Source organism: Otariodibacter sp., from assembly GCF_029256985.1.
Lineage (GTDB): Bacteria > Pseudomonadota > Gammaproteobacteria > Enterobacterales > Pasteurellaceae > Otariodibacter.
Genome location: NZ_JARIDQ010000055.1, coordinates 1 through 16,690 on the forward strand (window position 1 = coordinate 1; position 16,690 = coordinate 16,690).

General features: G+C 34.3%; 20 protein-coding genes, 3 tRNA genes, 1 other RNA gene and 1 pseudogene. 14 read left to right on the forward strand and 11 right to left on the reverse strand.

Annotated elements, in window-relative coordinates; genetic code table 11:
* The 7 genes and pseudogenes from Q1J40_RS05735 to leuA all read left to right on the forward strand — a co-directional run.
* A pseudogene (locus Q1J40_RS05735) lies at window positions 1-144 on the forward strand (hypothetical protein); the annotation flags it as partial.
* 150 nt (window positions 145-294) lie between these two features.
* Window positions 295-371 (forward strand) — tRNA-Met (locus Q1J40_RS05740).
* 5 nt (window positions 372-376) lie between these two features.
* Window positions 377-461: transfer RNA gene (locus Q1J40_RS05745), tRNA-Leu, on the forward strand.
* A 26-nt stretch (window positions 462-487) separates the two neighbouring features.
* Window positions 488-562, forward strand: a tRNA-Gln gene (locus tag Q1J40_RS05750).
* A 103-nt stretch (window positions 563-665) separates the two neighbouring features.
* Window positions 666-926, forward strand: coding sequence for a ubiquinone biosynthesis accessory factor UbiK (ubiK, locus tag Q1J40_RS05755; protein WP_301099095.1), 261 nt, complete (start codon window positions 666-668; stop codon window positions 924-926).
* 25 nt (window positions 927-951) lie between these two features.
* Window positions 952-2,592: a glucose-6-phosphate isomerase gene (gene pgi, locus Q1J40_RS05760; RefSeq protein ID WP_301099096.1), complete on the forward strand. Its 1,641-nt coding sequence runs from the start codon at window positions 952-954 to the stop codon at window positions 2,590-2,592.
* Window positions 2,593-3,075: 483 nt separating this feature from the next.
* Window positions 3,076-4,623 carry a 2-isopropylmalate synthase gene (gene leuA, locus Q1J40_RS05765; protein WP_301099097.1) on the forward strand — a complete coding sequence of 516 codons (1,548 nt, stop codon included), beginning with the start codon at window positions 3,076-3,078 and terminating at the stop codon, window positions 4,621-4,623.
* 74 nt (window positions 4,624-4,697) lie between these two features.
* On the opposite strand, the gene Q1J40_RS05770 is transcribed toward leuA, so the two are convergent.
* The gene (locus Q1J40_RS05770; protein WP_301099099.1) at window positions 4,698-4,916 is read right to left on the reverse strand and encodes an HP1242/YdcH family protein; all 219 of its coding nucleotides are present in this window, start codon (window positions 4,914-4,916) and stop codon (window positions 4,698-4,700) included.
* A gap of 169 nt (window positions 4,917-5,085) precedes the next feature.
* Here Q1J40_RS05770 and Q1J40_RS05775 point away from each other — a divergent pair, with 169 nt between their 5' ends.
* The 6 genes from Q1J40_RS05775 (at window position 5,086) to manA (ending at window position 11,251) form a co-directional block, all read left to right on the forward strand.
* Window positions 5,086-5,844: a pyruvate formate lyase-activating protein gene (locus Q1J40_RS05775; protein WP_301099100.1), complete on the forward strand. Its 759-nt coding sequence runs from the start codon at window positions 5,086-5,088 to the stop codon at window positions 5,842-5,844.
* Between the two features lie 1,010 nt (window positions 5,845-6,854).
* On the forward strand, window positions 6,855-7,835 hold the full coding sequence (manX, locus tag Q1J40_RS05785; protein WP_301099101.1) for a PTS mannose transporter subunit IIAB: 981 nt from the start codon (window positions 6,855-6,857) through the stop codon (window positions 7,833-7,835).
* A gap of 10 nt (window positions 7,836-7,845) precedes the next feature.
* On the forward strand, window positions 7,846-8,646 hold the full coding sequence (locus Q1J40_RS05790) for a PTS mannose/fructose/sorbose transporter subunit IIC (RefSeq protein WP_301099102.1): 801 nt from the start codon (window positions 7,846-7,848) through the stop codon (window positions 8,644-8,646).
* A gap of 13 nt (window positions 8,647-8,659) precedes the next feature.
* Window positions 8,660-9,496: a PTS mannose transporter subunit IID gene (locus tag Q1J40_RS05795; protein WP_301099103.1), complete on the forward strand. Its 837-nt coding sequence runs from the start codon at window positions 8,660-8,662 to the stop codon at window positions 9,494-9,496.
* A 79-nt stretch (window positions 9,497-9,575) separates the two neighbouring features.
* The gene (locus Q1J40_RS05800; RefSeq protein ID WP_301099104.1) at window positions 9,576-10,034 is read left to right on the forward strand and encodes a DUF986 family protein; all 459 of its coding nucleotides are present in this window, start codon (window positions 9,576-9,578) and stop codon (window positions 10,032-10,034) included.
* On the forward strand, window positions 10,031-11,251 hold the full coding sequence (manA, locus tag Q1J40_RS05805) for a mannose-6-phosphate isomerase, class I (protein WP_301099105.1): 1,221 nt from the start codon (window positions 10,031-10,033) through the stop codon (window positions 11,249-11,251). Before Q1J40_RS05800 ends, manA begins: the two co-directional genes overlap by 4 nt.
* A 62-nt stretch (window positions 11,252-11,313) precedes the next feature.
* Here manA and tyrS read toward each other — a convergent pair whose 3' ends face one another.
* The 9 genes from tyrS to Q1J40_RS05850 form a co-directional block, all read right to left on the reverse strand.
* A complete protein-coding gene (tyrS, locus tag Q1J40_RS05810) occupies window positions 11,314-12,507 on the reverse strand; it encodes a tyrosine--tRNA ligase (protein ID WP_301099106.1) in 1,194 nt (397 codons plus the stop codon).
* A 232-nt stretch (window positions 12,508-12,739) separates the two neighbouring features.
* Entirely contained in the window at window positions 12,740-13,495 is a 756-nt protein-coding gene (locus Q1J40_RS05815; RefSeq protein WP_301099107.1) for a choline/ethanolamine kinase family protein, read from the reverse strand.
* Window positions 13,495-13,866 carry a DUF1425 domain-containing protein gene (locus Q1J40_RS05820; protein ID WP_301099108.1) on the reverse strand — a complete coding sequence of 124 codons (372 nt, stop codon included), beginning with the start codon at window positions 13,864-13,866 and terminating at the stop codon, window positions 13,495-13,497. Before Q1J40_RS05820 ends, Q1J40_RS05815 begins: the two co-directional genes overlap by 1 nt.
* Window positions 13,863-14,231, reverse strand: a complete 369-nt coding sequence (locus Q1J40_RS05825; RefSeq protein ID WP_301099109.1) for an HIT domain-containing protein — start codon at window positions 14,229-14,231, stop codon at window positions 13,863-13,865. Before Q1J40_RS05825 ends, Q1J40_RS05820 begins: the two co-directional genes overlap by 4 nt.
* Window positions 14,232-14,290: 59 nt before the next feature.
* Window positions 14,291-14,440, reverse strand: a complete 150-nt coding sequence (locus Q1J40_RS05830; protein WP_301099110.1) for a hypothetical protein — start codon at window positions 14,438-14,440, stop codon at window positions 14,291-14,293.
* Window positions 14,404-14,739 carry a methyltransferase family protein gene (locus Q1J40_RS05835; RefSeq protein ID WP_363321858.1) on the reverse strand — a complete coding sequence of 112 codons (336 nt, stop codon included), beginning with the start codon at window positions 14,737-14,739 and terminating at the stop codon, window positions 14,404-14,406. Before Q1J40_RS05835 ends, Q1J40_RS05830 begins: the two co-directional genes overlap by 37 nt.
* Window positions 14,726-15,325, reverse strand: a complete 600-nt coding sequence (locus tag Q1J40_RS05840) for a 5-formyltetrahydrofolate cyclo-ligase (RefSeq protein ID WP_301099111.1) — start codon at window positions 15,323-15,325, stop codon at window positions 14,726-14,728. The genes Q1J40_RS05835 and Q1J40_RS05840 overlap by 14 nt, the downstream gene beginning before the upstream one ends.
* A 17-nt stretch (window positions 15,326-15,342) precedes the next feature.
* A non-coding RNA gene (ssrS, locus tag Q1J40_RS05845) (6S RNA) lies at window positions 15,343-15,522 on the reverse strand.
* 61 nt (window positions 15,523-15,583) lie between these two features.
* Complete coding sequence (locus Q1J40_RS05850) at window positions 15,584-15,916, reverse strand: cell division protein ZapA (protein WP_301099112.1); 333 nt, start codon at window positions 15,914-15,916, stop codon at window positions 15,584-15,586.
* 75 nt (window positions 15,917-15,991) lie between these two features.
* Between Q1J40_RS05850 and Q1J40_RS05855 the strand changes: the two genes are divergently transcribed.
* Window positions 15,992-16,543, forward strand: coding sequence for a UPF0149 family protein (locus Q1J40_RS05855; RefSeq protein WP_301099113.1), 552 nt, complete (start codon window positions 15,992-15,994; stop codon window positions 16,541-16,543).
* 33 nt (window positions 16,544-16,576) lie between these two features.
* On the opposite strand, the gene Q1J40_RS05860 is transcribed toward Q1J40_RS05855, so the two are convergent.
* Window positions 16,577-16,690 (reverse strand): glutamine amidotransferase-related protein (locus Q1J40_RS05860; RefSeq protein ID WP_502306658.1); only part of this gene is annotated, 114 nt, incomplete at its 5' end.

The following is a 16,690-nucleotide window of genomic DNA, read 5'->3' on the forward strand; positions in this document are numbered from 1 at the left end:
GATTATCAAGATGGATTAGGAATGCTGGTTAGTCAAGCAGCATACTCATTTAAACTATGGGAAGGTATTTTACCTAATATTTCTAACATATTAGAGATTATAGAAAATGAAATGAATAATGCTAATTCCACCAATTCATATTAAAATTTTCATACAAAATTTACGGTTTTTTAATAAAATCTGTCGAATCTCTATTCAAACAATCTAAAAAACTTTTTTTTTCTAAAAAAGTATTTGACGAAATGAGGCTAAATCAGCATAATACGCCCCGCAAGCCAATATGGTAACGCAAAGGGCTACATAGCTCAGCTGGTTAGAGCACAACACTCATAATGTTGGGGTCGCAAGTTCGAATCTCGCTGTAGCCACCATTTGTGCGGGAATGGCGAAATTGGTAGACGCACCAGATTTAGGTTCTGGCGCCGCGAGGTGTGTGGGTTCAAGTCCCTCTTCCCGCACCATAAGCTTGTAATAAAAATAAAACGACTGGAGTATCGCCAAGCGGTAAGGCACTGGGTTTTGATCTCAGCATTCCTAGGTTCGAATCCTAGTACTCCAGCCATCCCTTTTGTTTCCTCTAAGTTGATTTTAATTTTAGTATTCTTTTCTTTAGCTTTTGCTTAAAATTCTTTAGAATTAACCTTTATTTTATTTAAGGAAATATTATGCTAAATCCTAAGAATATCGAATCTATCGCACAACAACTCCATAATGCTCTACCACAAGGTTTAAAAAACATCGGTAATGATTTAGAAGAAAAATTTAAACAAATCTTACAAGCACAATTATCAAAATTAGATGTCGTAACTAGAGAAGAGTTTGATGTGCAATCTCAAGTATTACTCCGTACAAGAGAAAAACTTAATGAATTAGAAAAACGCTTAGATAGCCTGAAAAAAGACTCTTCAAGCGATGTAGAAAATTAATTTTAAATGAAAAAAGGATAATATTATGCAAAATATAAACCCAACAAAAACATCCTCATGGAATGCACTTACTCAACATAAAAATGATAATTTAAATATTGCTGAATTATTTAAAGCAGATCCAAATCGTTTTGAGAAATACTCTCTTCAATTTGAAGATCAAATTTTGGTCGACTATTCTAAAAATGCAATTAATGAAAAAACGCTAACACTACTCCGTCAATTAGCTGAAGAATGTGGTTTAAAATCTGCAACTCAAGCAATGTTTAGTGGTGAAAAAATTAACCGTACTGAAGATCGTGCAGTATTACATACAGCATTACGTAACCGCTCAAATACACCAGTAAAAGTTGATGGTAAAGATGTGATGCCTGAAGTTAATGCTGTTCTTGCAAAAATGAAAGAGTTTAGTGAACGCGTTATCTCTGGAGAATGGAAAGGTTATACAGGTAAAGCAATTACTGATGTAATTAATATCGGTATTGGTGGTTCTGACTTAGGTCCTTATATGGTTACAGAAGCATTACGTCCATATAAAAATCACCTCACAATGCACTTTGTGTCTAATGTAGATGGCACTCATATCGCAGAAACACTTAAAAATTTAAATCCTGAAACAACATTAGTATTAGTTGCTTCTAAAACATTTACTACCCAAGAAACAATGACCAATGCTCACACAGCTCGTGATTGGTTGTTAAATTCAGCGAAAGATGAATCTGCAGTAGCAAAACATTTTGTGGCTTTATCAACTAATGCAAAAGAAGTGGCTAAATTTGGTATTGATACCGCAAATATGTTTGAGTTTTGGGACTGGGTAGGTGGTCGTTACTCTTTATGGTCTGCAATTGGGTTATCAATCGTTCTTTCTATTGGTTTTGAAAACTTTGAGCAACTTCTTGAAGGTGCTCACGCAATGGATAAACATTTCTTAAATACACCAATTGAGAAAAATATCCCTGCAACTTTAGCGCTTGTCGGAATTTGGAATAACAATTTCTTAGGTGCAGAATCAGAAGCGATCCTTCCATACGATCAATATATGCATCGTTTTGCTGCCTATTTCCAACAAGGTAATATGGAGTCAAATGGTAAATATGTAGGACGTGATGGTAAAGCTGTATCTTACCAAACTGGCCCTATCATTTGGGGTGAACCGGGTACTAACGGACAACACGCGTTTTATCAACTTATTCACCAAGGCACAAAATTAATTCCTTGTGATTTCATTGCCCCTGCACAAAGCCATAATCAAGTAGGCGATCATCACTCAAAACTTCTCTCTAACTTCTTTGCACAAACTGAAGCATTAGCATTCGGTAAATCAAAAGAAGTGGTTGAACAAGAGTTCGTACAAGCGGGTAGATCATTAGAAGAAGTTGCAGAAATTGTACCATTCAAAGTATTTACTGGTAACAAACCAACTAATTCTATTTTAGTACAAAAAATTACGCCATTTACACTTGGTGCATTAATTGCAATGTATGAGCATAAAATCTTTGTACAAGGTGTGATCTTCAATATTTATAGCTTCGACCAATGGGGTGTAGAACTCGGTAAACAACTTGCTAATCGTATTCTTCCAGAATTGGAAAATAACGAAAAAATCACAAGTCATGATAGCTCTACAAACGGATTGATTAACCAATTCAAAGCATGGCGTTAATATTTTAATTAAAGATATCAAGGTGAGGTCTGTACCTGTATAGATCTCGCCTTATTTTTTCCTATTAAATCTTAAATAGTTCAAAAAACAATCAAACAATTTTTTATTCTCAATACTTCCTCTTAGCAGATTATTTTATATAAGAATAAATTATAAAATATAAAAAACCAATAAAAACAAACTAATTATAATTTAATTCTGTTTATTGAATAAAAAAACATACAAAACGAACATCAAAAAGAATAAAAATCTATTGACACTATATTTTTTCACCCTAAGATAGAACTATTCCTAAACAATAATGCAAACACAAATACATATGGTTAAATATTTCTTACTCGGCTTACTCCTACTCACGCATTCGGTGCGAGGATAAGTTGTAGTCGGAGAAAATTCAATATCCATACTTAGCCCGCACTCACACTGCGGGCTTTTTTTATTCACGACAATAATAAAATATCAGTAACTTATTAAGGAGTTTCTATGAGCAAGAACGATATCATTATTTTTGATACAACATTGCGAGATGGTGAACAAGCATTAAAAGCAAGTTTAACCGTAAAAGAAAAATTACAGATTGCTTTTGCTCTAGAACGTCTGGGAGTAGATGTAATGGAGGTAGGTTTTCCTGTTTCGTCATCGGGAGATTTTGAATCAGTACAAACTATTGCTAAAAATATTAAAAATAGCCGAGTTTGTGCTTTATCAAGAGCAGTTGATAAAGATATTGATGTTGCAGCAGAAGCCTTGAAAGTAGCAGAGGCTTTCCGTATTCATACCTTTATTGCCACATCCGCATTACATGTTGAAGCAAAGTTACGAAAAAACTTTGATGATGTTGTAGATATGGCAATTCATGCTGTAAAACGAGCTCGACAATATACTGATGATGTAGAATTCTCGTGTGAAGATGCAGGACGCACAGGAGTTGATAATATTTGTCGAATCGTTGAAGCAGCAATTAACGCTGGTGCAACAACAGTCAATATTCCAGACACAGTCGGATACTGTTTACCTTCTCAATACGGAAGCATTATTGCAGACGTAATAAATCGTGTACCCAATATCGATAAAGCAATCATATCCGTCCATTGCCATAATGACTTAGGTATGGCAACCGCCAACTCTCTCACTGCGGTTGAGAATGGTGCAAGACAAATTGAATGTACTATAAATGGCATTGGGGAACGTGCGGGTAATACAGCTTTAGAAGAGGTTGTAATGGCAATAAAAACTCGCCAAGATCTATTTAAGGGATTAGATACTCGTATCAATACTAAAGAAATTCATCGTGTTAGTCAGATGGTTAGTCAACTCTGTAATATGCCAATTCAACCTAATAAAGCGATTGTAGGTACAAATGCTTTCGCTCATTCTTCTGGTATTCATCAAGATGGCATGGTTAAAAATAAAAATACCTATGAAATCATGTCACCAGAAACCATTGGATTGAAGAAAGAGAAACTCAATTTAACTGCACGCTCTGGACGAGCAGCAGTCAAAAATCATATGGAAGATATGGGCTATAAAGAAAATGACTATGATTTGGATAAACTTTATGATGCATTTCTTCATCTTGCAGATAAAAAAGGGCAAGTTTTCGATTATGATTTAGAAGCTCTTGCCTTTATTGACATGCAACAAGGTGATGAAGATCGCTTACAATTAGATGTTATTACTTCCCAAATTATTAGTGGATTACCGGCTTCCGCATTTGTTCAAGTGGAACTTGATGGAGAAAGAATTGGCCAAGTTTCACAAGGTGGAAATGGTCCTGTTGATGCCACATTCAATGCAATTCTAAAAATTACAAAATTAGACCTACAAATATTAAATTATAATTTAACAGCCAAAGGTGAAGGTGCTGAGGCACTAGGGCAAGTTGATATCGTTGTTGAACATCAAGGACGACGTTTCCATGGTGTTGGATTAGCCACAGATATTGTAGAATCATCAGCTAGAGCATTAATCCATGCTATTAATGCAATTTACCGCTCACAAAAAGTTGCTGATTTGAAATCTCAAAAATAGGTTATTTAAAAAAGAAAGGAGAGTAATTACAACCACTCTCCTTTAATATTAGAAATATATAATCAAAAAATTACTTACTTGTTATCATGCTGCTTTAACAGTGAATATAGTTCATCTTTAAGATGTAACTTCTCTTTCTTAAGCACTTCAATTTCTGAATCTGTAGCTATTTCAATTCCTGCTTCCATATTTTTTATTCGCTGATCTAACTCATTGTGTCGATCAAAAAGGCGAGAGAAATGAGCATCTTCACTCTTTAACTTTGTGATTAAATCACGGAATTCCGGAAACATAATAATCCTCCATACAATAAATGATATTTAAAGATACTAGCATTTTTCAACTACATAGTAACCAATAAAAATAAAAATTTTGAATAGGATCACAAAATAATACGATATGTTTATTGTACAATTTTAAAGGTATAATGATATCAATCTTATTTTATTCGTTTAATCAATTATGCATTATTCAAAAATTATTCCGATTGTAACATTGCTAATTTCTAGTTTTGCATCTGCACAATGGAAGAAAATCAATGACGTAGATTATGAATGGGGCCCATTCAAAATTTATAATATTGCATTATTTTCTGAAACAGGTAAATACACTCTAACTACCCGTCCACTTATGTTGACATTAAAATATATGAAACCAGTTGATGGTAGGGATTTTGCTATTTCATTAGCGAGATCATGGTCTAATTTAGGTATAACCCTACCTGAACAAGATAAGGTTGTAGATCGACTAAGAAAAATTATGCCTGATATAAAAGTCGGAGATTCATTAAGTTATATAGCTTTGTCAGATAAGGGCTATTTTGTACTAAATGATTTGATTATTGATGAAGAATTTAATCAAGATTTCAACAATGCAGTTGTTTCTGTTTGGTTAGATCCTCGAGTAGAAATTGGTAAAAAATTATTGCATCCTACTGATCATAACAATGTGCAACTTGTACAAAATAAGACTATGATTAATCATTCTACCGACGACTATTTCAAAGTTGTTCTTGAAGAAAAAAGTTACCCTTTCATAGAAAAAAACGTTGAGTCAACTATACCTATGCAATTACAAACCCCATCAGAAACTAACTCAAAAGAAACTGACTCAAAAATAATGGAATCCCCTCACAATGATCCAGAAATTGAGATATCTCCTCCTGGTGATGATTTGCTAGAATTTAACAAACATTTTGAATATCAAATTGTAGGTATTTAATTAGCTTAAATTATACGAATACAAATCCAATTTATTTAAAATAGCTGTCCTAAATAACTAGGTTAAATTAGCTTTAACTCATTATTTTAAAAATAAATTTGAGTCTTTAAGTTAAAATTACTGTGACTAATACGAAAATAGTTAAATTTACCAATTTTAAGTACATCATAATTTCGACAAAGTCTGTATAAACAATACTGTCAAGTTTCACTTTCTCACAAATAAGAGCAATAAAGTCGCCGACTACGTATTTGCTACAGCAAATAGTATAAACTTTTCTATTATGCTCCAACAGCCAAATATTGTGATTTGTCCTGTTGCCTCCAATCTATAAATATCTTCTAAAATAATACAATTTACTTATAAAATATTCATAAGGAGTTTTGATACGAATAAATGAGTGACTAAAAATCATGTTGTAAATATAGTATTATTAAATCAAATCGTTACAAATGAAAAGTAAGATGTAATAGATAAAATTCAGGTTATTTTACAGAGTCTATAAGAATAGATAAGTAGAAATTCTTAATAAATTTAAAATTACTCACGACAGCAAAATTATTGATGTCTCAATATAAATTACCGAAAAACATAATTATTAGAGTCTTCCAAAGCGTTTTAACTGCATACGAAGTTAGATTATTTGCGGGAATTATAAACGTGTAAACCGTAGTTATACCACCTTAAAATTGAACTTGCGCCATAAAGCTAAAATACGTTTGCCCTCGTAAAATTCTCAACTGCTCAATGTATCTAAAATATTAGACCACACATGGTCAATGAATTTTATGAGCAATGAAATATTTACACTATGATTATTTTCTTAAATGAAAATATATACACAAAAACAGTATGATTAACATACATATTAAGTAAATTTCCCAAAAAAATGAGATCTATATCACATTTTTTGCTAAATTAGATTGTTACAGTAAGTAGAATCACTAGAATTCGTGGACTATTTATTCTATTTAATAATAAATTAATTTTAATCTTACAAGGAAAAACAGATGAGTATTGCAATCATCATTGCGACCCATGGGGTTGCAGCTGAGCAACTTCTCAAAACAACTGAGATGTTAATTGGTGAGCAAGAAAATGTCGCATTTATTGACTTTGTACCTGGAGAAAATGCTGAAACAATTATCAGTAAATACCAAGACAAATTAGCGACAGATCTAGCACACTGTGATCAGGTCCTATTTTTAGTCGATACTTGGGGGGGAAGCCCATTCAATGCAGCTAATCGTGTTGCAGAAGGTAAAGACAATATGGATATAGTAACAGGCGTTAATGTTCCTATGTTAGTTGAAACTTTTATGGCTCGCGATGATAATCCAAGTCTACAAGAGCTTGTTGAAATTGCTCTTGAAACAGGTCGTGGCGGTGTTCGAGCATTAAAATTTGTAGAAAAAGAACCTGAAGTGGCCGTTCCTCCTACTCCACAAGTTCAGAAACCAGCAGAGCCTTCTGTTGTTACTGTAAACGGAGTAGGTCATTTAGATATTGGTCTAGCTCGTATCGATGACCGCTTAATTCACGGACAAGTTGCAACACGTTGGACTAAAGAAAGCCGTGTAAGTCGTATTGTTGTAGTGAATGATGATGTGGCTAAAGATTCTGTTCGTTCAACAATGCTTAAAAGTGTTGCCCCTCCGGGTGTAACTGCTCATGTTGTTGATGTAGAAAAAATGATCCGTGTATATAACAACCCTGAGTATGCAGGTGAACGAATGATGTTACTTTTCACCAACCCAACAGATGTTGTGCGTCTAGTTAAAGCAGGTGTTGATTTTAAATCAATCAATATCGGTGGTATGGCATATAAAGATGGTAAACAAATGATCACTAGTGCTGTTGCGGTAGATGATAAAGATATCGAGGCATTTAAATTCTTAAATGATAAGAATATTGAGCTTGATGTTCGTAAAGTATCAAATGATAGCCGTCAATATATGATGGATTTATTAAAGAAAAATGATCTAATCTAAGGAAATCAAGATGGAAATTTCTACTCTACAAATTATTCTAGTCTTTATTATCGCTTGTATCTCTGGTATGGGATCAATTCTTGACGAATGGCAAACTCATCGTCCACTCATTGCTTGTACCCTAGTGGGTATTGTATTAGGTGATATGACAACCGGTATTATTGTTGGTGGTTCATTAGAATTACTAGCATTAGGTTGGATGAATATAGGAGCGGCATTAGCACCAGATACGGCATTAGCATCTGTGGTTTCAACGATCCTTGTTATTGTTGGAGGCCAGGATATTCCAACTGCGATTGCATTAGCAATTCCACTTGCAGCAGCAGGTCAAGTATTAACTTATGTAGTTCGTGCAATTACTGTTGGTTTCCAACATTTTGCTGATAAAGCAGTAGAAACTGGTAATTTAAATAAATTAGATTGGATTCACCGCTCTGCTCTATTCTTACAAGCAATGCGTATTGCAATCCCAGCATTAATTGTTGCAATGACAGCAGGTACAGATACTGTTCAACACTTGTTAAATGCAATACCTGAAGTGGTGACAATGGGTCTTAAAATTGCAGGTGGATTTATTGCAGTAGTAGGTTATGCAATGGTTATCAATATGATGCGTGCAGGCCATTTAATGCCATTCTTCTACACAGGTTTTGTTGTAGCCGCTTTCACAGATTTCAATTTAGTTGCATTAGGTGTACTTGGTACAGTAATGGCAATTCTTTATATTCAACTTCACCCCAAATATAACCAAAGCAAACAAGTGGTGCAAGTTCAATCAACAACTAACGATCTTGATAACAGATTAGACTAAGAAGGGTAAGATAATGACAACTGAAATCAAAAAAGTAACAAAAAGTGATTTAAATGCGGTTGTGCGCCGTTCAAATCTCTTCCAAGGTTCATGGAACTTTGAACGTATGCAGGCTCTTGGTTTCTGCTATTCAATGGTACCTGTAATCAAACGTTTATATCCGGATCCAAATTCTCAAGAACGTAAAGATGCTATTAAGCGCCACTTAGAATTTTTTAATACTCAACCATTCGTTGCGGCACCAGTATTAGGTGTAACTATCGCAATGGAAGAGGAACGAGCAAATGGTAAACCAATTGATGATGCTGCAATCAATGGTATCAAAGTAGGTCTTATGGGACCGCTTGCTGGTGTGGGCGATCCAATCTACTGGGGTACTGCTCGTCCAGTATTTGCAGCATTGGGTGCTGGGGTCGCATTAACAGGAAGTATCTTAGGCCCATTACTATTCTTCGTATTATTCAACTTAGTACGCTTAGCAACACTTTACTACGGTGTAACTTACGGCTACAAAAAAGGTTTAGACGTAGTTCAAGATATGAGTGGTGGCTTACTCCAAAAATTAACGGAGGGAGCATCAATTCTTGGCTTATTTATTATGGGTGCCTTAGTCCAAAAATGGACAAGTATTAATGTACCTCTTGTTGTTTCTACTATTGAAAAACAAGATGGCACAGTTGAAGTAACAACCGTTCAATCTATCTTAGATAGCTTAATGCCAGGATTATTACCATTACTCCTTACATTTGCTTGTATGTGGTTATTGCGTAATCGTGTTAATGCACTATGGATTATCATTGGCTTCTTTGTGATCGGTATCTTTGGTGCTTGGACTGGTATCTTAGGTTAATTTGCAAATTATTGCGTAAATCAGACCGCTTGTTAAAATACAAGCGGTCTTTTCTTTTATACAAAATGTAAATATAAAAATGACAAATATTATTCTTTTTTTAGCCATTATACTCTTTATTGTTTATGCAATTTACGACCAAGTCTTAATGAATAAACTAAAAGGTAAAACGCTACTCTCTATTCGCCTTCAACATCAATCTAAAATTGATGCAATTATTTTAGTCGGGTTAATTGTCCTCACAATTACACAAAGCCTTCAATCGCATATTGAACCTATAACCATCTATTTATTAGCAATTTGTATTATATTAGCAATTTATTCAACATTTATTCGCTACCCTCGTCTATTACTTAAAGAAAAAGGTTTTTTCTTTGCTAACATCTATATCGATTATAAAAAGATTAAACAATTAAATTTAGCTGAAAAACAAATTTTAATAGTTGATTTAACTAACGGACGCCGCTTGTTAGTTAAAATTGAACATAAAGATGATATTGAAAAAATCGTAAATTTTTTTGGAGGATATAAATCGTGATTTTTAAACTTATTGGAAAACATCAACATTATAATTGGGGAGGAGCTGATTTTATCCCTCATTTGTTAGCTCTCCCTGAACAAGATAGAAAAAATGAACCCTACGCAGAATATTGGCTTGGCGCACATCGTTCAGCTCCTTCTCTTGTGGAATTTGAGCGGAAATGGATTCCTCTCGATAAATTGCTCGATACAACACCTGAATTACTCGGTGATGAAAATCGTAAACAGTTTGGCGATGAACTCCCTTATTTGTTGAAAATTTTAGATGTAAAATTACCGCTTTCAATTCAACTCCACCCTACTAAACAACAAGCAGAAAAGGGTTTCGAGAAAGAAGAAAAACTAGGTATTGCAAACAACGCACCAAATAGAACTTATAAGGATAGAAATCATAAACCTGAAATGATGATCGCTTTATCTGATTTTTGGTTGCTCCACGGTTTCAAACCACTAGCGGAAATTCATACCAGTCTAGAACAACATCCTTCTCTACAGCAATTATCGGAGCAAATTACTCAACAAGGCTTACCTAAAGTTTACTCCGCCATTATGCAAGCGGATCAAGCTCAATTAAGTCAATGGTTACTACCGATTATTAAACAATACCAAACGGATTATCAGCAAAATAAACTTACCCTCGATCAAGCAGAATATTGGCTACTCTATACATTAGAGGCGATGAATATCGCTTTAGATAAATTAGATGCTGGATTGTTGTGTTTCTTTTTATTTAACATAGTCCATCTCAAAAATGGCGAAGGGATTTACCAAGGCGCAGGCTTACCTCACGCTTATTTGCGAGGACAAAATATTGAACTAATGGCAGCCTCAGATAATGTGATTCGTGGCGGTTTAACACCGAAATACGTTGATATTCCCGCTTTGTTGAATACCATTGATTATACAGAAATTACCCCAAATATTATTCCTGCCTATCAAGCATCTAGTGATCCTGATGAGAATTTATTCCTCTATTCAACACCACAAGCAACTGATTTTGCATTGCAACGACTTGTCTTTAATCAAGCACAAGAAACGCCTTTTATCACGTCAAGTGCAAGTATTGTACTGGTAATGGAAGGTGAGTTATTGCTCAATAATGAAGGAAATGAACTATATCTTAAACAAGGAGATGCAGCATTTATTAGTGCAGAAACCTCTGTAACCGCAACTGGCGAACAATCAGGCTATGCAGTAGTAGCAACATTACCTTAACCATATAAAAAATGCTGTGATAAATTATCACAGCATTTTCATATCCTAAAATCTATTCACAATTATTTGATAGTGACTTTAGCAAATTTACGTTTACCGACTTGGTAAATTGCAGTTGTACCTGATTTGACGACTAATTTAGAATCTTCAACTTTTTCACCATCAATCTTAACTCCGCCTTGCTTAACTGAACGGATCGCTTCAGATGTTGATGCAACCAAGCCAACTTCTTTCAATAAGTTCGCTAAACCGATTTCGCCTTCTAGAGTAAACTCCTCGATATTATCTGGCATCGCACCTTTTTGGAAACGATTGATAAATTCTTGCTCTGCTGCATCTGCATCAGCGTCTGAATGGAAGCGAGCGATGATTTCTTTAGCAAGAAGAATCTTAATATCTCTTGGATTTTTACCCGCTTCAACTTCTGCTTTAAATTGAGTAATTTCAGTTGTAGGACGGAATGAAAGTAAATTGTACCAATCCCACATTAAATCATCAGAAATAGACATCACTTTACCGAACATTTCGCTAGGTGATTCTGTTACACCAATATAGTTACCTAATGATTTAGACATTTTTTTCTCACCATCAAGTCCAACTAACAATGGTAATGTCATCGCAACTTGTGGTTTTTGCCCTGCTGATTTTTGTAATTCACGTCCAATTAATAAGTTAAAGGTTTGGTCAGTGCCACCTAATTCGACATCAGCCTCTAAAGCAACTGAATCGTAACCTTGAAGGAGTGGATACATAAACTCATGAATTGCGATAGGTTGATTGTTACCAAAACGTTTTTTGAAATCATCACGCTCTAACATACGTGCAACTGTATAGTTTGAGGCTAAACGGATCATCCCTTCTGCCCCTAATTCTCCCAACCATTCAGAGTTGAATACAACACGTGTTTTTTGTGGATCTAAAATCTTAAAAATCTGTTGTTTATAAGTTTCAGCATTACGCAATACATCTTCACGAGTAAGCGGTGGACGAGTGCTATTTTTACCTGAAGGATCACCAACCATTCCAGTAAAATCACCAATAAGGAAAATAACTTCATGCCCAAGTTGCTGAAATTGACGTAATTTATTAAATACAACCGTATGACCTAAATGAATATCTGGAGCGGTAGGATCGGCACCAAGTTTAATTTTAAGTGGGCGATTTTCTTTTAATTTTTCAACTAAATCTGCTTCAGAGTAGATATCCTCTACACCACGCTTTAACTCTGTAATAATGGCTTCAATAGATTGGGTCATTCTTATTCCTTCTCTTCTATTAATGATAAATATTATTTTATTATAACGAGATCAATTGAAAATCATAGGGAAAAGACGAAAAAAAACGCCTTATTCTGTGGGGGAATAAGGCGTAAGGAGTTGGAGTGATTACCTATTATTTTTGAAGTGGTTTAATGATAATGATTATCAGTTTTACTGTCAATACTTTATTTAAAAATAAATGAAAATAATTCTTATATTTACAATTTAACTAAAATGTCGACCATAAATAATTCAGCTTTTCTATCTCAGGTTGATACTCTTTCACCTTTGCTAAATAAGTATTCTTATCAAAACCTGTATGATCAAAATAGTGTTTTAAGAAGTAAGACCGCTCTTCTAAAAGCAAAGTATTTGCTTGAAAGAAAAGGGCTATATCCAATGCTGGATCAGAAATTGCTGCATATTCCCAATCGATTAAAAACAGTTGATCGCCCTGCTCGATTAAATTACCTAAATGAATATCATGATGACAAATACTTTGTGCGAAAGGGATGATAGGCTGGAAATTATTTGAAAACGGGAGCTTTTTTCTGTTAGTAAGCGGTAACTTATCCCACAAATATTGACAACGTTCTGCCAGATCTAATTTTGCAATAAAAGTCGAGGAACTAACCGCTTGATAATCGAAAGTATGTAATCTCGCTAAATGTTTGGCAAGATGCTCCAATAATTGAAAGGAAAAAGTTTTAGGTATATCACCCTCAATCCAATAGAGTAGACTTGATTCTTCATCAAAATAAATCGGTTCAGGCGCAATATTTAAAGGCTTGATCAACTTTAAAAGTTTAGCTTCTTGCTGGTAATTGATACCATAATTAGTTGCACGCTCATTTTGTTGACGTAATACATATCTCTCACCATTTGATAAGGTTACCAACTGACTGCAAGCTGTTAAACCAGCCAAATCGTCTAATGTACTGATTGTTTGTTGACGAAAAGTAAGTAACCACTCTAAGGCATTCATTATTGTCTACGCAAATACACTCGATAATTCTCTGATTCCACTGTTGGTTTAGTTACAGAAATTTCTCGTTTTTCTTTAGGGATTAATTGCAATTGATGCCATTCATCATCTACTGAATTGGGTGAGTTTTGCGTTACTCCTTCTTGATCATACCAAAACAATTTATACACGACTTGTGCTGCTTGCTCGGAGGTGTTTTCTATAACTAATGCCGTTGATTTGGCATCCACATGAATATATTGAGCAATATTCTGTTCTATGTTTACAATAGGTTTATTCTCTACAGGTAAATAGCTTTCTTGGTTACTAATACAAGCAGACAGTAATGCGATAGATGTCAGTAAAAAAGTACCCTTCAATTTTTTAATCATTTTGCAATCATTCTCCCTAAAGGTTCTCCGCCAACAAGATGCATATGAATATGAAAGACTTCTTGTCCACCATCTTCATTACAATTCACAATTAAACGATATCCGCTTTCTGAAATACCTTCTTCCTTCGCAATCTTAGCCGCTACTGTAAATAATCTACCTAATGCAGCTTCATCTTCTTGTGTTGCATGATTGATTGTAGGAATAAATTTATTCGGTACAATTAAAATATGAGTTTTAGCTTGTGGTGCAATATCACGAAAAGCAGTAACTAAATCATCTTGATAAACAATTGCAGCAGGAATTTCCTTTCTAATAATTTTACTAAAAATAGTTTCTTCATAGCTTGTTAAATGTGCTTGCATAATATTCTCCTATTATTTTTTGCTTATTTTGCAAAATATGTAATGAATCTTACCGCTTATTATAACCATCTTGCCACTTTTTTCTTATATTGGAGGTAAATATCGCCAAATTTTTTCTCTAAAAACTGCTCTTCGGCAATAATTTGAAAACGTGTTATGTAGTAAACAAAACCTAAACCACTATCAAACCAAGTAGATTGGCTAACCATAATGACCATCCAATTAACAATAAAGCTAAACTAAGATACATCGGATTTCGACTGATTCGATAAATACTATGAGTTACTAATATTATCGTCTTGTCTAAATGTATAGGATCTAAACTGCTCTTTTTCTGATAAAAAGCGATCAATGATAATACTGTCAATACTATACTAAATATGGCACTAAGCATTGAAAGAGGAAGAAAAGGGTCACAATAATAAAGGATAATACTATTAGGAAGACAGTAAATGATCATCGCAGAAATCACAAATAATACGGGAGGAGGTACTTTAATTTTCATCATTGCTTTCTCCAATAATTAAATGTTTTAAAGGCATATCCCAATGTTCAGTTGGTAATGAATCCACTTGCTGGCAACGATGAGCTAACCCAACGCTCACAATTTCAGGATATTGCACCAAAGTACGATCGTAAAATCCGCCACCCATGCCTAAGCGATTACCTTGAGTATCGAAAGCAACCAACGGAGTAAAAATCATATCTAATTCATTCGTAGGAAATACCTTTCTTATATCCAATTTCGGCTGCAAAATACCAAAGTGATTTTTTTCTAAATCTGAATCGTGAGAATATTCCAAAAATAATAATTGATTGGCTGAAAACGGATGTAAGACGGGTAAATAAATTTCTTTACCTAATTCTCTTAGCGATTGAATTAATGCAAGCGGTGAGATCTCACCATCAAAAGGCAAATAAAAAGCGATTTTTTGTGCATTGTAATGTACAATAAGTTCAAGGGAAGAATTGATAATAGATTTTGAAGCAAAGCTTTGCTGTAATGGAGAAAGTGCCATACGCTTCGCTCGCATTGACTTTCTTATTTGCTGGCGAAATAAATCATACTGACTTTTTTGATATTGCGTAATCATAAAATACTCAAATCATAAAAAGACCCAAAGTGCCGTTATCAGTTGTAGTCCTTGAACCATACGGTTCAAGGGAGTCGAAAATAATTGTTTTTAGGCTTCTCGCAAGCGAGCCTGCTCACCAACAATTAGACATTCAACTCAAAGAGTTTTAAATATCGGCTCAGGGACGTAACTAACAACGAACACCTCAGGCAGATAGAATAGTAACGGAATTTACATTATTTTCCTAGTGTTTAGATCAATAAAATACATGAAATCTTATTTTTTGGTATTTTCTTGCTCAATTATAACCTCATCTAACTCACTCGATTGAAATTTAGCTAATGAACTATCTAGCTGTTGAACACAAGACATCAATACATTTTTGTTCTCAACATTTTTACGTTGTTCTTGCTCTAATTCATAGTTGAGATTCAACGCCACAATAGATAATACCTTTTCAAGCTGAATAATACCCGATTGCTCTTTCAATGTAGCAACACGCTCTTCTAAACGTTTAGCCGAAGCTAGAAGGAAATCTTGTTGCTCTGGTGGGCAATATAAACGTAAAACTTGCCCAAACAGGGATAATTCAATATTATTTTTTGACATTATCAGGAAATCCTCACTAATACATAATTTTTTGTTATTATGCCATTCTTTATATAAATAACAAAATAGCAAAATATGGCAATTTTAAAACTTAACGACTTAAAACAGTTAATTTCTTCACTCCAAATCAACTATTCACCAGCTGAACTACACGGATTCTTAAGCGGATTAGTTTCTGGCGGTATTCAAGATGAATCATGGAAAACCCTCACTTACCAATTTACTAATGATGGACATGCTTTTTCACAAGTTCCTCTTAAATCCCTTTCAGAGTTTTATCAACAACTAAATGATAGCTTTGATGATGTTAATACTCTATTCTCACTTTGGTTACCTGATGATGAAAATGGTTTTGTTTTAGCAGACAGTATTGCAGAATGGACAAGTCATTTCCTTTTAGGATTAGGCTTAGCTCAACCTACTATTGAGAAAGATGCAACAGAAGAAGTAAGCGAAGCACTTAACGACCTAGAAGAAATCGCAAAACTTGGTTACGATGAACAAGATGATAATCAAGAGCTATTAGACGCAGGAGAAGAAATTATAGAATATCTCCGTGTTATCACTCTCTTCCTACACAGCCATTTTGCCAAACCGAAAATGGGAAATAAGCCACAAGTACATTAATTGGTAATAATGCTCTCTTTAATAGAGAGCATTTCACAATCCCAGCCAATTCCTTAGCATTTGTTCGCCATATTCGGTAATAAAGGATTCAGGATGAAATTGCACACCATAAATAGGTAATGATGCATGTTTAATTGCCATCACTAC

Bases quoted from the DNA above. Each gene is read 5' to 3' on its own strand.
- Q1J40_RS05840 (WP_301099111.1), bottom strand. From the start codon at position 15,325: ATGATTACGCAATATCAAAAAAGTCAGTATGATTTATTTCGCCAGCAA.
- Q1J40_RS05815 (WP_301099107.1), bottom strand. From the start codon at position 13,495: ATGAATGCCTTAGAGTGGTTACTTACTTTTCGTCAACAAACAATCAGT.
- leuA (WP_301099097.1), top strand. From the start codon at position 3,076: ATGAGCAAGAACGATATCATTATTTTTGATACAACATTGCGAGATGGT.
- tyrS (WP_301099106.1), bottom strand. From the start codon at position 12,507: ATGACCCAATCTATTGAAGCCATTATTACAGAGTTAAAGCGTGGTGTA.
- Q1J40_RS05800 (WP_301099104.1), top strand. From the start codon at position 9,576: ATGACAAATATTATTCTTTTTTTAGCCATTATACTCTTTATTGTTTAT.
- Q1J40_RS05775 (WP_301099100.1), top strand. From the start codon at position 5,086: ATGCATTATTCAAAAATTATTCCGATTGTAACATTGCTAATTTCTAGT.
- Q1J40_RS05770 (WP_301099099.1), bottom strand. From the start codon at position 4,916: ATGTTTCCGGAATTCCGTGATTTAATCACAAAGTTAAAGAGTGAAGAT.
- Q1J40_RS05850 (WP_301099112.1), bottom strand. From the start codon at position 15,916: ATGTCAAAAAATAATATTGAATTATCCCTGTTTGGGCAAGTTTTACGT.
- Q1J40_RS05790 (WP_301099102.1), top strand. From the start codon at position 7,846: ATGGAAATTTCTACTCTACAAATTATTCTAGTCTTTATTATCGCTTGT.
- Q1J40_RS05825 (WP_301099109.1), bottom strand. From the start codon at position 14,231: ATGCAAGCACATTTAACAAGCTATGAAGAAACTATTTTTAGTAAAATT.
- Q1J40_RS05820 (WP_301099108.1), bottom strand. From the start codon at position 13,866: ATGATTAAAAAATTGAAGGGTACTTTTTTACTGACATCTATCGCATTA.
- Q1J40_RS05835 (WP_363321858.1), bottom strand. From the start codon at position 14,739: ATGATGAAAATTAAAGTACCTCCTCCCGTATTATTTGTGATTTCTGCG.
- Q1J40_RS05830 (WP_301099110.1), bottom strand. From the start codon at position 14,440: ATGGTTAGCCAATCTACTTGGTTTGATAGTGGTTTAGGTTTTGTTTAC.
- manX (WP_301099101.1), top strand. From the start codon at position 6,855: ATGAGTATTGCAATCATCATTGCGACCCATGGGGTTGCAGCTGAGCAA.
- ubiK (WP_301099095.1), top strand. From the start codon at position 666: ATGCTAAATCCTAAGAATATCGAATCTATCGCACAACAACTCCATAAT.
- Q1J40_RS05795 (WP_301099103.1), top strand. From the start codon at position 8,660: ATGACAACTGAAATCAAAAAAGTAACAAAAAGTGATTTAAATGCGGTT.
- Q1J40_RS05855 (WP_301099113.1), top strand. From the start codon at position 15,992: ATGGCAATTTTAAAACTTAACGACTTAAAACAGTTAATTTCTTCACTC.
- pgi (WP_301099096.1), top strand. From the start codon at position 952: ATGCAAAATATAAACCCAACAAAAACATCCTCATGGAATGCACTTACT.